Consider the following 13,385-nt stretch of genomic DNA (forward strand, 5'->3'; position numbering starts at 1 on the left):
ACTAAATAGTAATATAGGAGATCGATGAAAAAAATTTTTACAGCACTTACTTTACCAATTATTCCGATAACAGCAATAAGTTGCAATCAAAATAGGGATCAAGAAGACTTAAACATAAACAATGAAAATGCAAATATTTTAAAGGTTGCAGAATATTTTAATATCAAAAATCCTAAACAAGATGAACATTTAAACTGAAGCGAATTTAAAAATCAATTTTTACATGTGCAAAATGACGAATCAAAATTAAGTGAATTATTATCAAACAACTGAATGAGTTTTTTAAGTAATTTAGATAAATTTAGTTTTAAATTCTCAAAATGATATTTATTACCACAAACAAGCGAATATGGACATTCAGCATATTATTTACATAATCTAGGTTTATCTAAGTTAAATGAAGCGAATTTAGCACCACATACACATACAAGATTTCCTAGAATTTTTGGTATTGGTTATAACAATTTTTCTAGAGCAATTACAAATGTAAAGGATGGTATCAAAGAAATTAATTTATTCTTTGGACATTTTATTATCAAACTAATTTATAAAAATAATAAAGTTGTTGTGTCACCTGAATTTTTATATCTTGTTACCAAAAGAATTCAAAAATCTACCGATGCAGTTTATCAAAAATTATTATATCCTGGAAAACCAAACCAATATAATATTAATCAATTTGAAAAAGTAGCATACGAAGTAGGGATACCGGCAACCGTTAACTTAATTTTAAAATAATACTCCAAATATAATTATTTCTTTATAATATATATAGGAGTAAAATGCATATAGTTTTTTGAATTGTAATATCAATTTTAATTACTTTAATAACATTTTTATTTGTCCTTTTTTTAAGGTCTGTTTTTTTTATTTTGATGCATAAAAACGCCCAAAATATGGATTATAAAATATCATCATATCAAAATGACAATATCAATAATTTAAAAAAAGTAAACACTTTACAAAATAATGTTTATGAATATATAAGTATTTATTCTGATTTAACCGAAATTCAAAAAACATTGAAAACAATAAGTTCGGAATTTAAAGAACAACAAAGTCTATATAATATTCAAAATGAACATCGAAAGCTTATTAAAACATATGGTTTTTTTCTTAAATTAAGAAAAAAATATAAGTTATATCTAAAAAAACAAATGTTATTTGATAAAAAATCGCAGCCATTTACGACTAAATGAAATGATATTGAGCAAAATGTAGCAGTTTTTTTAGATGTAACTGATGATTTAATTATTTCATTAAACAACACAAAATATAATGGAATCCAGTTTCATCCGTATATTCAAAAGAAAATAGAAGATATAAGAACAACTGTGACTAAAGCTGATAAACAAAAAAGATTTGGTAATTTTGAAGAATTAAGAAGTGTTTTTGATAATTTAAGACAATATGGAAACAAACTTATAGAGTTTTTTTATGCTTCTGAAAAATTAGATTTTGCTTTATATGCACATTTATCATCTCTTATTAATAGCAAAATAAACCAAAAACAAGATGTTGATTTTTATACTAAATTAAGTAAAAGTTGAAAAAAGCAAACAGAAGAGTGAAAAAAACAAGATACATTAGTAACAATCGATAAAGTAAAAAAGATTTATAAAGTAATGTTTATTCATGAAATAGAGACAAATAAGAGAAATTGGATTAAGTCATATTTACTTGATAATAAAGAAAAAATTCAAAACCTTTTAGAAAATATTAATCAAAAACTTTTGTCGCTTAATTTAAGTGGTAAAAGTAATAAAGATGATTTTTCAAATTTAAAAACATCTGTTGAAAACCTTTATAAAGATAGCAAGAGTGCAGATGACTTATTAGAGAAAACATCAGAAGTTTTAAAAAAATTTGAACAAATACAGATAAATATTTACAGACAAAAACAAAATCAAAGAGAAGCAAAAATATATGGATATAATAAAGAGATTATACGAATTCAGAATATTTATTACTCTTTAATGGCTAACGAAAATTTACCCAAAACAAAAAGTATTCAAATCAAGAAGGAACATATAAGGCAAGAGTTTGAACATTTTAACAAAAATAAATTTAAACTTATTTATACTGATGAAAAGCAAAGATGAAACAACTGAATTAGTTCTATAATAAATTTAATAAAAGTTCTTTCAGAAAATTTGGAATATAAAAAAATGTATGATGCTTTATCGATATATATTATGGAAAATCCAAGATTTGAAAATAAAAAAAATGAATCAAAAAACCAATTATTTAACCTTAAAATTAATATAGAAAACAATGAGTATAAAATTTCTTATTTTAAACTGAAAAACTACATAAAAACAAGTTAGGAGATATATGTATAATAAAATTTTAATTCGGTACGGAGAGTTAGTTTTAAAGAAAGGTAATCGCAAGTTATTTATCAATCAACTTTCAAATAACATCACACATATAGTTGGTATAAAATCTGAAGTAGAATTTGATCGAATGTATCTACCTTATAGTGAGGAAAATATAAAGAAACTAAATTATGTATTTGGTATTAGTTCGTATTCTCCTGTTTTGGTAGTAGAAAATTCGTTAGAAGCATTTAAAGAAGCATCATTAAAGTTATTAAAACCTGATTCTAAAACCTTTAAAATTGAAGCAAGAAGGAATAATAAGAAATTTGAATATAATTCAGCACAATTAAATAACTTATTAGGTGGATTTATTTTAAGTAAAACAAAAACAAAAGTAGATGTGCATCATCCGAATCAAATAATTTATCTAGAAGTTCGCAATAAATATACATTTGTCTTTTCTGAATATATTAAAGGATTAGGAGGATTACCAGTAGGGATATCTGGTAAAGTCTTGCACTTAATTTCTGGTGGATTTGATTCTCCTGTTGCTGCATATTTGATGATGAAGCGAGGAGTTAAAGTTGATTTTCTTACTTTTTTAACTCCACCACAAACTGATAAAAAAACTGTTAATAAAATAATATCACTTGTTAAAGTTTTAAATAAATATCAAATAAGTTCACATTTGATTCAGGCAGATTATTCACATCTGATGAACTATATTTCATTTGTGTCAAAACCTGCATACAAAATCAATCTAATGCGACGCAGTTTTTACCGTATTGCAGATAAGTTAGCACAAAAATATGGGTATTTAGGTATTTCTAATGGTGAAAACTTGGGACAGGTAGCTTCACAAACTCTAGAATCAATGTATTCAATTGGAAGTGTTACAAATTTACCTGTTTTAAGGCCACTTTTAACCTATGATAAAAATGAAATTATAAATATAGCAAAAGAAATAAACACACATGATATTTCAGTTATTGCAGCTAATGAAACCTGTGAACTTTTCGCTCCAAAAGATCCAGTAACTAAACCGATCTTAGCACAAGCACAGTCTTTAGAAAATGAGTTGAATAGAATTGCAGAACTAGAAGAAGAGCTTATAAAATCAAAAATAGAAATTTTAAAAATAAAGGAATAATATGGAAAAACAAATCTTTTTTATTGATTTTGAAGCAGTTACAGTTAATTATTTAAATATTCACAAGAGCAAACTTAAAGATAGTGTAAATTACCATAAAGATTTACCTTATTGTTATTCTATCGGAACTTTTAAGGGTGGTAGTTACAAAAACAGATTTGGAATCATCCGTTTTAAAAATATCACATATAAAAAAGCACTAATTCAACTTAGAGAGAAAATAACAAAAGATATACAAACATTGATTGGTGATAAAGAATTTATCCCTGTTGCATCAAATTGTGTATTTTATGGTTGAGGAGCTGGACCAGAAAATTGAATTATGGAGAAACTTTTTAAAATATCTGTTAAAAAGTTTTCAACTATTCAGGTTAAGCTTGATAATGTAGTCCCAGATTCAATATTTTCTACTTCTAAGTATTTTGAAAACATTAAAAACATTGCAAAAACTATAAAACACCCTGTTTTATCTATGATAAAACAAAATACCGAAGATGGTAGAATTGCCTGTTGATATGGTTTAGCAATGTTATTAGATGGAAGAAATATATATCATATAGATGCAAAAGTTAAAAACCAGATGCATAATGATCTCAGAATATATAATCTTGATGACAGCAAGAAATTAGCATTTTTATATAAAAATAAGTTTACAGCACATAAATTAATAGGTAAAATTTTTGATATACGTCGTGAAATTCAGTCATTAAATGCACAAATATTAACCTATGATAAATATATCGAATATCTAAAAAGTTTAACTAATAAAAAAAATCCGCCCTTATTAATAAAACACGATGATATTCATAAAATTAAAGGTTCGCAAGAAATTCCGATTGAAATTTTACCTTCACTTAGGTTATCTAAGAAAATATGAAATGATAGAGTAATGCGCGACTTATTTTTAGAACAAATGATTTTTATTGTTAATAAAAGAAAAGAAGAAATTCAAACAAAGAAACAAGAGTTAAATGAGAAAATTTTATTGCAACGAAATAATTGATATTAAAATCCGTTTATTCCTTGTTTATAGTATAAACGGATTATTTCTTAAATTCAGAAACCATTTTATCAAAGTCATCTGAAATTCTTTTTTTAATTGCATTATAATAATGATATTCATCATATGAAAATCTATCTTGTTGTTCTAAATAAATAAGATATGAACCACCTTGATTTATAGTTTTATAAACTAACTTTATTTTATGTGTTTTGTTATAGTTTCGAATAAAATCTTCTAAAGTAGTTTGCAAAGCACCACTACCTTTACCGGTGATTATTTCAACTTCTGATACTCTTAAATCTTCTAAATCCATTATCATTTCTTGGATTTTAGGTTTTGCATCTTGTGTGTATGCACCGTGCAAATCTAATGTATTATTTTTCAATTTTAATCCCTGCATTTTCCATGAGTTTTAAAGCATTATTGTGCATAATGCCCCCATTATGCTCTGGAGTATCAAATGTTTCAACAGCACTTGAGATAACTGAAATCTTTTTGTCACTGCCAATTTTATTGAATCATGTTTTTAAACTAAGAACAAACTGTAATACACAAATATCGGTGCAGCAACCTACGAATTCAAATTCATCATAAAGATCCCAAAACTTTGGATCAACATCGTAAAATCCGTTTGTAGTAGTTTTATAAACAATATTAGCATTTTTAGAATCTAAATATGGTTGGAGTTCGTCAACAACTTTTGCCTCATCAGAACCTTTTAAACAATGTATAGGGTATTGCTGCATTTCTAAATCATTTTCAGAATGAGCATCACAGACAAACAAAATATTTTCAGAATGTTTCAAAACATTAGCAATATTAGGAATAATCGAATTAATTCTTGGACTAGATAAAGGACCAAATTTTGTAAAACCATTAAGCATATCAATAACTAAAGTTAATTTTTTAGACACTTTTCTCCTTTTGGCAAGTAGGACAATATGATGTTCCTCTACCGTTTTCTTTAAAATCTAATTTTACTTTTATTATATCTGTTTTCTTACATTGTAAGCATTGCTTCTTTTCTCTTCCGTAAACATATAAATCATTTTGAAACTTACCAGTTATCCCATTAACAGAAGAATATGTATGAACACTACTTCCACCTTTTACAATCGAATCATTCATTATCATTTGAGCATTCATCAGCAAAGTTTTAAGTTCTTGTTTACATATTTTATTAGCAGGGGTCATAGGGTATATTTTAGAACGATGTAAGGATTCATCAGCATAGATATTACCGATTCCTAGAACAAGTGATTGATCAAGTAGAACCTTTTTTATACTAATGCTTTTGTGCTTTAGTTTTTCGAATAGTCTATCCACATCTGTATCAGCAGGAAGTAATCCAAGATTTTTAATTTGATATAAACTTCTTTTGTCTGTATTTTCAATTATCTCAAAGGAACCAAACATCCGCGAATCGTTATATACTAAGACTTTATTTTCTAACCGAAAGTATATACAATCATGTTTATAAGCATATAAAAGTGGGTCGTTTAATTCTCTAATAAAATATTTACCAGACATTCTCAGATGCGAAATTAGTCGACTTTTATCATTAAAATTAAATACCAAAAATTTACCAAAATTTTCTACATTGATAATTGTTTTATTAACTAAAAAGTTAATAAAATTTTGTGTATCAGTGTTTTTAATCAGTTTGGTAATTTTTACTTCAACCTTAGTTATTTTTTGATTTTTGATGTGTTTGTTTAAAGATTTTTGTACAACTGTGACTTCTGGGTATTCTGGCATATATAAATTATATATACAAAAGATAAAAATATAGGTATTTTTATAGTAAATTTATTAGTCGAAATTGATTGAATATAATAATTGTAAATAATTTCATATAAAAGAGTATAATTTTATTAGGAGTTATTATGAAAGTCAGAAAAATAATAAAACAAGTAATTGCTTTAATTGGTATTACATTTATTCCATTGACAATGTCTGCTATATTTAATAATCAACCAAGAAATATTAAGAAGTACGACACAATTTTTAAAACTTTATGGGATAAATTAGGAATACACGAGAGGACAGATAAAAAGATAAAAATCGGTATAATAGATGCTGGTTTAGTTGATTTTAGAATGATGAAATTCAACGGCAAAACAACTAATAACATTGATCAGCAGGTACCTTTAGATAACTATAACATTATCAAATATGCAAATGATCAAAATTTAATTAATAGCGATAGAGTTATATATGATTCAAGATTAACTGACGAAAAAATATTTAAATTTGAAAACAATAAATCTACATTTTTGAATTATTGAGAAAAAAACGAGCATTCAACAAATATAGCATCAATAATTGCTGGTGATGGTGGTTTACTTAAGAATGCAGAAATTTATTCAACAAGCTTTAAAAGAAATTATGCAGCAAGTGATTTAGATATATTAACTGAAAACCTAGAATTCTTCCGAAAAAACGGCGTTAAATACATTAATATGAGTTATTCTGATAATATTTTAAATTATTTGAATGATGAAAAATTGGAAGATTTTATAAAAGAAAAGAAAACATCAAAAATTAATGATATAATAAAACAATTAAAAAAGATTATAAATAAGGATTATTCAGAAGAAGCTGCTTTGCTAGACAAATATGCTTTTGAAAATAATATGAAATTTTTTATTTCTGCAGGTAATTTTGGTGCTGGAATAACAGAAAAAGTTAAAATATTTAAGGAAACATTATCAAATTATATAAACAAAAAAAAGATAGACATTGAAATAAGAAATTTGTTAATAAAATTTAATGAACTATTGGATATAAATAATGAATTTTGAAAAAAACCCAGTCAAATTCAAAGAAGCAAAAATACATTTATAATAGGGGCATATAATTTTTATACAGATAAGATAAAAGATTATTCACAAATAAAAATAAAGAACTTTGAAGATTCGCCGCTTGGCCTAGGTCCAACAGAGTTTTCTAATCAATCGCTTTTATTAAATGATGATTGATATAATACAGATACAACTCTTGATGATCCTGGTGTAACTAGATGAAGCGGGACAAGTAATTCCACTCCAGTTATCCTTGCTGCTTCCGCTTTACTTGAAACAATAAAAAGACCAGATTCAGAATTTGATGTTCCAGAGTTAAAAGCAATTTTAATGGCAAGTTTTGATTTAAGAAAATATGGAGACCATATATTTGATTTACCAGACAATATTGGTGCAGGTTTTTTTAATTGAGAGAGAATGAAATTTTTTGCAGATAATGTTCATAAGCAAAGCATACGAGATCTTTATACAAATGATAAAGGAATTAATTATAAGACATTAATTTCTGGAAGTGATAATTTTCTTGCTGTTTATTCTAGTTATTCTGATTTATTTCAAATAAGATATCGCGAGCGGGAAAAACTTTCAAAAGAAACCATTCAAAAATATGTAAATATATTTGATGTACATATAAAAAGTGAAATATATGCTACTCCTGAATGAATATATAAACAGTATCATGTTTCTACAATGAAATCTAATTATAAATCCTTTTCTGATGATTATGGTTCTGCAACAAATCGAATAATGCTTTCTAATCAATATTATAAGGATTGACCCTATGAAGCAACACTGCAAATAAAACTAAGAAAAAATTTTACAGACATATTTTTACAAACTAAATATATGTATTATATCTTAACTGATAGAAATGCAATATATGAATCAAGAAGTAAATTAGAGACATAGTATGTTAGACAAAAAAATAAAAATTTTCTCTAGTTTCCTAACTGTTAGCATTTTACCCACATCTGTTGCATGTAGTAAGTATGAAACTATTGAAGAGGAAAAAGAAACAGAACTTGAAAAGAAAAATGATTTATATATAGATTCACTAAAAAAAGAATTATCAATAAATAATTTTATATTCACATATGATAATCTTAATTTAGATAAAATTATAGACAAAGAAAATGCATTTTATAAAGTTATTACAAAGGATTCAAATAAAAAATTACCATTTATTAAAATAAAAGATTCATATAATTTCAATTGAACCTATGATAAGATTAAAAATATATTCTCTGATAAGGATAAAATATTTTATAACAATAAGAATAACATGGTAGTGGAAATACTACCTATAAAAAGCACAAATAAATTATTAATTAATCTTTTATTTGTTCGAGAATTAGATAAATCAGATGTCAAACATTCACCTGATTATAAACCCAGTACTAAATTAACCGAACCTTGATATGATTTTTCATATGATAGCAATTTACATTGATATGTTTTTAATGATAAATTATATTCAGTTATTAATAATAGTGTTGATAAAATAGATATAACTAATAATAAAATATTAATAGATATAAAACAAAAAGAAAGTAAAATAAGCAACTTGACTGAATCAATAAAATTACACAAGAAAATAGCTGAATCAGTTATAAAATTAAAACCTTATAAATCACAATACTTTTTTAGCAAAAATATTCTTGAAACATTTAAAAAACCACATACAATAACAAAAATGCAACAAAGAAGTTTTAAAAAATTTGAAGATTTAATCCAGAATAATCTAAACAATACTTGAATATGAGTTAAAGATAAGAAAAAGTTTTATGATCCTACAAGAGAAGCGATAAAAATAATATCTGGCTCATTAACTAAAACATCTTTGATAAAATTATTATCGAAATCATATTTAGTTGATTTAGGTGATCAAAAACTTACTTTTGATTCTAAAGGTGATCCGAATATCAAATTTATATTAAAGTAGAACAAGGGTATCCTTGTTTTTTATAGTAAAATATATTTAAGGAATGTGATATGAATTCAGTTTATGATGAAATGTTTATATGTTCAACAGATACAGTTGTAGGACTCGGTGGACCCGTCCGAGATGACATCTTAGAGCAAATATATAGACTTAAGCAAAGAAAAACAGACAAAAAAGTTGTAATCTTAATTGGTAACATTGAACAAGTAAGAAAGTTTAAACAGTGAAATAAACAAGCAGATGATATAGCAAAACAAAAGTGACCCGGAGCAACTACTATAATTGTAAATAACCAAGGTTTCAGAATTCCAAATAATAATCAATTAATTAATTTTCTTATTAAAAATGGACCAATGTATGTATCAAGTGCCAATATTTCTGGACACAAACCGATAAATATAAAAGATGCTCAAAAAGTATTTCCAATGATAAAGAATGTTTATGATTTTGGAGTAGGAAGCGGAAAACCCAGCACAATAATTAATTTAGATACAAAACAAATTATTGAGCGTAATTAGTTTTTTTTTGAGTAAAATATTTATTTTTTACTTATTTAGTTTTATAAAAATTACATAAAGAAATTTAAAAAAAGAAACCAAAACAATTTTTAAATAGTGAAGATATAAATTTATTGCAGTATAAAAACGAAAGGATGTTGATAAAAAACGTAGCAGTTTCAGTTACCAAAATGAATTCTATTTATACCGAGTTATTGTTGATGCTGAAAGTAAAATAAAAGCAAGTTATACTTGCTTTTTGTATAATCTTTTTACACTGTAGTTGCTAAGTTGTTTTAACATCTGAGTTTCTTCTTGATAATTTTTATGATACATTTTATAAAAACTCATATAAGTTTTTTGATCAATTAATTTATCTTTTAACATAATTTCAAGATAATAAAGAATTATTTCATCATTAAAGAAATATTTATCGTTGTTATATAAATTAACAACTTCAGTTATTTCTTTATAAATCATTTCTTTTAGCTCTTTGGGATATTTAAACTTAGCAGAATTGGTTTTAAATTCTTCTTTATCAACTATTTGTAAATCTTTGTTCGGATAACTTTTTAGATCTAAATCATAATCAATAAATTTAATTGTATCTTCTTCATAGATAGGATATGATGCTAAATTAGTATAAAAAGAATTACCCAATCCCTTCTTTAATAAAACAATAGTATTGTATAATGAATTTTTAGGTATAAATCAGATAGCATCATCTTTATACTTTCATCCTTTTCCATTACTTTGTGATTCAGTAACCTTAGTCCCTTTTAATGAAAGCACAATATGTCTTTTATTATGAAAAATCACCTTGGTATTAGATCACTGACGGTATAAAAATCCATCGTGTTTATATGCTTGGACATTGACGATTGAACCCACCTTTAATTCGTTGAAATCTCACTGCATTAGGCTAATCTAATATAAACCTTTCCATCTGCATTTTGTGATAACTTAAACTTTTTAAATGCTGGTTGACTAGTATTTCAGGCACGACCAGATGTAACTCATCTGTTTTTTGGTAAACTAATATCAGAAGTATTAAGTTCATCAGATTGTACTTGTCCATCATTGTTTTTGTCTTCTCATAAAAATACTTGTTGATCAGGTTTTACACTAACAAAATCCTTAGTAATATAACTGTAATATGCTCTGTTTAATTCTGGCATCGATGTATCATTACTGTGTCCAGGATAAATACGATTAGCAATTTGTTCCTTGCGATCATCGGTTATATACCCGTTTTTAACTACTGTTGCACCTGTATCAAGAGTTTTATGTCCAAAGAAAGAAAATGTATCATAATAGTTGAAATAAGCTTTGGTATAGTTTGTAGAGCTAGGATCTTTTAAAACTAAACCTGTGTATTTTTTAGTCGGAAGAAAACCTGAGAATTTGATTTGGTTTGCTTTAGTCTCATCGACATAAACTTGCTTATTATTTCAACCCCATTGGTTTTGATAAAACATCTGATTAATTGATTTTCCGTATCCCATAGTCGCTAAAAATAAATCATAAAACTTTTGAGAACGGTTGATTGTTTTTCTTTCAGGTAAATGGTAGAGTCTTTTTTCATAAACTGGTTGACCTAAAATGTCATAACCTACCGGATAATCTCTTTCAAAAATATATGGTCGTATATCAAATACAGAGTTAGGTGTCATAGTCGCATTTACTACTCTAGTGTCATTTTGTCCATCTAAAGTTCGATATCCATTCAAGAAAGTTCCTTGGCGATAACTGCTATCAAAGTTGTTCATATATACTTTTGATCAATCTTCAGCTATCGCAGAAGGACTGAAGTATTTTGAAATATTTCCGTTTCCATCGTTTTTAAAATAATGAACACCGAATCAGTTAATTGTTGCTTTTTGTTGTGTGTCATTATATGCGGCTTGATTTGGTGCATTGATTGAAAAATATGATTCAAAAGCATATTTAGAATATTCACGTGGAACCAACTCGGTTAATGAATAATTATATTTTAATCTCCCATAATCAAGTTTAAAAGCTAATGATGGTGAGTAGTAAAAATTATCAACACCTTGAAATCTTTGTAATCTTCTTGGTGCATTTTCATCATTTGCTATTTCTCAGATGTCTCGAGGAGAAAGACGTCTAAATAGGAAATTATCTAGATTATCCATAAATGTTCCATCATTAAATCTGTTAAATATCGCAGCATCTTCATCAGAAATATATCCGATTTCATCAACATCATAATTTAATAGTTTATAGAAATTATTAGCAAAATAAGAATTTCAATATTGTTTTAGTCCATGTGAGTGACTGTTGTCATTTTCTTCAATATTTAAACCTGGATTATAGTAAATGATAGTAGCAAACTTAGTGTTTTCTCTAATTCTTTGATCTATTAAAGCAGTTGGTGTGCTAGGTAAGGTTGCCTCAGAATATGAATCTGATCAATGGTGCATATATTCATGGAAAATAGTTGGCATTAGACCACCAATTATTTCATATTCATTAAATCCCTTTTCAGCATAATTACTACCGTTAATAAAAATATTTTTAATATTTGGAATGTATAATCCGTTTGCCTGTGCATTGATTACATTAAAATCATCAATATTTATAGCCTGCAAATCATATACTTCTGGGCCAAAAGGAACTTTACGTTTAAATTCTTGTGCTAAAGCAATCAATCCGTGTCTTCCGAGAAGGTATCTAAAATCTTTTGTCCCTTCGATTGGATATGCATAATCTCTAAATAAAACATTAGTAAAAGGATCTTGGTATTCTAAATATTTTCTTCCTGTATTATCTGTTTTTTCTTTGATATCTTCAATGTTAGAGACTGAAGGTTTATTATAAGCATTTAATGCAGCATCCTTTTGTTCTTGACTAAGTCCGTTTGCTCAATAAACTTCATTAGGTTGAATTTTAAGGATGTTACCAAAAAGAAAATCTTTTTTTTGTAAAGGTGTTGGATTTTGCATCCCACCACTTGTTTCGTTATCAGTTTTTGATTTAGGTTGCTCCGGTTTTTGCTTTTGTTCTTGTTTTGGAACAGGGTTCGGATTTTCAGGCTGTGTTTGTTGGTTATCAGAAGGACTTTGTTTATTTTCACCGCCTGATTTTATAGGGGGTTGTTTTTCGCCATCATCAGGTTTTGTATCGATAGGTTTTTGGGGTTCTACTGGTTCTGTTGGTGTTGAAACATTTTGCATTGGTGGTTTAATAGTTCCAATAGGTTCGACAGGTTGATTAGGATGAGGAGGATTTTCAATTGGAGATGGAGCAGGAAGCGGAGATGGATTAACAGGTAAGGGTTCGGGATTACCCTTAATAGGAATAACACCAGGTTCTTGCTTATCTTGTTTTTCTGAATTTAATAAATCACAACCAGATGCTGCAATGGTTGTAATTGGTAAAACAAAAACTGTTCCTTTTAAAATACTTAAATAAAATTTTTTCTTTTTCATTTTAACCTCTTAATTAGGATATTTTATAACAATTTAACATTTAAGTAAATGATTATATTACTATATTATGATATAAATTAAATACTTAATTATTTTGTGTTTGGTGAATTAAACAAACATTTTTTCTAACAATTTTTTCTTAAGATTCTTGAGCATAGTTAACTTACGCTGATGAAGTGAAAGGATGGAGTCTAAAGAAGTGAAAAGTTGGGAGAT

The 13,385-nt window shown here is 26.4% G+C and carries 12 protein-coding genes; 7 read left to right on the top strand and 5 right to left on the bottom strand.

Going from position 1 to position 13,385, the window contains the following annotated elements:
• Nucleotides 1-24: 24 nt before the first annotated feature.
• The 4 genes from ACXYRK_RS01780 (at nucleotide 25) to ACXYRK_RS01795 (ending at nucleotide 4,480) form a co-directional block, all read left to right on the top strand.
• Nucleotides 25-738 carry a hypothetical protein gene (locus tag ACXYRK_RS01780; protein ID WP_458617796.1) on the top strand — a complete coding sequence of 238 codons (714 nt, stop codon included), beginning with the start codon at nucleotides 25-27 and terminating at the stop codon, nucleotides 736-738.
• A gap of 158 nt (nucleotides 739-896) precedes the next feature.
• Nucleotides 897-2,327 carry a hypothetical protein gene (locus ACXYRK_RS01785; RefSeq protein WP_458617798.1) on the top strand — a complete coding sequence of 477 codons (1,431 nt, stop codon included), beginning with the start codon at nucleotides 897-899 and terminating at the stop codon, nucleotides 2,325-2,327.
• A gap of 7 nt (nucleotides 2,328-2,334) precedes the next feature.
• Nucleotides 2,335-3,471 carry a tRNA uracil 4-sulfurtransferase ThiI gene (gene thiI, locus ACXYRK_RS01790; protein ID WP_458617800.1) on the top strand — a complete coding sequence of 379 codons (1,137 nt, stop codon included), beginning with the start codon at nucleotides 2,335-2,337 and terminating at the stop codon, nucleotides 3,469-3,471.
• A gap of 1 nt (nucleotide 3,472) precedes the next feature.
• Nucleotides 3,473-4,480 carry a hypothetical protein gene (locus tag ACXYRK_RS01795; protein ID WP_458617802.1) on the top strand — a complete coding sequence of 336 codons (1,008 nt, stop codon included), beginning with the start codon at nucleotides 3,473-3,475 and terminating at the stop codon, nucleotides 4,478-4,480.
• Nucleotides 4,481-4,514: 34 nt separating this feature from the next.
• Here the strand turns inward: ACXYRK_RS01795 and ACXYRK_RS01800 are convergent, their stop codons facing one another.
• From ACXYRK_RS01800 to mutM, 3 genes are read right to left on the bottom strand one after another with little or no spacing between them, the layout of a single operon-like run.
• The gene (locus ACXYRK_RS01800; RefSeq protein WP_458597839.1) at nucleotides 4,515-4,859 is read right to left on the bottom strand and encodes a Smr/MutS family protein; all 345 of its coding nucleotides are present in this window, start codon (nucleotides 4,857-4,859) and stop codon (nucleotides 4,515-4,517) included.
• Nucleotides 4,849-5,388: a cysteine hydrolase family protein gene (locus ACXYRK_RS01805; RefSeq protein ID WP_435128616.1), complete on the bottom strand. Its 540-nt coding sequence runs from the start codon at nucleotides 5,386-5,388 to the stop codon at nucleotides 4,849-4,851. Before ACXYRK_RS01805 ends, ACXYRK_RS01800 begins: the two co-directional genes overlap by 11 nt.
• Nucleotides 5,381-6,232: a bifunctional DNA-formamidopyrimidine glycosylase/DNA-(apurinic or apyrimidinic site) lyase gene (mutM, locus tag ACXYRK_RS01810; protein WP_458617804.1), complete on the bottom strand. Its 852-nt coding sequence runs from the start codon at nucleotides 6,230-6,232 to the stop codon at nucleotides 5,381-5,383. Before mutM ends, ACXYRK_RS01805 begins: the two co-directional genes overlap by 8 nt.
• 128 nt (nucleotides 6,233-6,360) lie before the next feature.
• Between mutM and ACXYRK_RS01815 the strand changes: the two genes are divergently transcribed.
• The 3 genes from ACXYRK_RS01815 to ACXYRK_RS01825 are packed head-to-tail and all read left to right on the top strand — an operon-like array spanning nucleotide 6,361 to nucleotide 9,738.
• The gene (locus tag ACXYRK_RS01815) at nucleotides 6,361-8,187 is read left to right on the top strand and encodes a S8 family serine peptidase (protein WP_458617806.1); all 1,827 of its coding nucleotides are present in this window, start codon (nucleotides 6,361-6,363) and stop codon (nucleotides 8,185-8,187) included.
• A gap of 1 nt (nucleotide 8,188) precedes the next feature.
• A complete protein-coding gene (locus tag ACXYRK_RS01820) occupies nucleotides 8,189-9,220 on the top strand; it encodes a hypothetical protein (RefSeq protein ID WP_458617808.1) in 1,032 nt (343 codons plus the stop codon).
• A gap of 50 nt (nucleotides 9,221-9,270) precedes the next feature.
• Nucleotides 9,271-9,738, top strand: coding sequence for an L-threonylcarbamoyladenylate synthase (locus tag ACXYRK_RS01825; RefSeq protein WP_458614794.1), 468 nt, complete (start codon nucleotides 9,271-9,273; stop codon nucleotides 9,736-9,738).
• 225 nt (nucleotides 9,739-9,963) lie between these two features.
• On the opposite strand, the gene ACXYRK_RS01830 is transcribed toward ACXYRK_RS01825, so the two are convergent.
• Together ACXYRK_RS01830 and ACXYRK_RS01835 are read right to left on the bottom strand one after the other, a co-directional pair.
• Nucleotides 9,964-10,635: a DUF402 domain-containing protein gene (locus ACXYRK_RS01830; RefSeq protein ID WP_458597830.1), complete on the bottom strand. Its 672-nt coding sequence runs from the start codon at nucleotides 10,633-10,635 to the stop codon at nucleotides 9,964-9,966.
• Nucleotides 10,635-13,169 (bottom strand): MYPU_1760 family metalloprotease, encoded by a 2,535-nt coding sequence (locus ACXYRK_RS01835; RefSeq protein ID WP_458617810.1) that lies wholly within the window; start codon nucleotides 13,167-13,169, stop codon nucleotides 10,635-10,637. The genes ACXYRK_RS01830 and ACXYRK_RS01835 overlap by 1 nt, the downstream gene beginning before the upstream one ends.
• Nucleotides 13,170-13,385 lie beyond the last annotated feature (216 nt).

Source organism: Mycoplasma sp. AC1221, assembly GCF_054353815.1.